The 247-nt window shown below is 55.1% G+C and carries 1 protein-coding gene; it reads left to right on the forward strand.

Going from position 1 to position 247, the window contains the following annotated elements:
* A partial coding sequence (locus RMT89_RS44705) for a hypothetical protein (protein WP_315889479.1) occupies positions 1-247 on the forward strand: 247 nt, incomplete at both ends.

Below are 247 nucleotides of genomic sequence, written 5' to 3' on the forward strand. Positions count from 1 at the left end.
TGGCCTTTTCCTCAAAAGCTTCCCGATGCTGAATATTCTCAACATCCAGAACACCGTAATGGGCGATATTCCACTCGCTGTCTTCGACTTACCGGGGCTGACCCATTTGGGTCTTTCACGTTGTGGTATCAGGCTGTCGGTCACCAGCCAGCGTGCGCTAGAGAGCCGGACGCGCCTGCAGTACTTGAACCTTGATCACAATACGCTGGAAAGACCCTTGGACTTGCGCGGGCTCCCCGACCTTGCA

This window comes from Streptomyces sp. P17 (genome assembly GCF_032436805.1).
GTDB lineage: Bacteria > Actinomycetota > Actinomycetes > Streptomycetales > Streptomycetaceae > Streptomyces.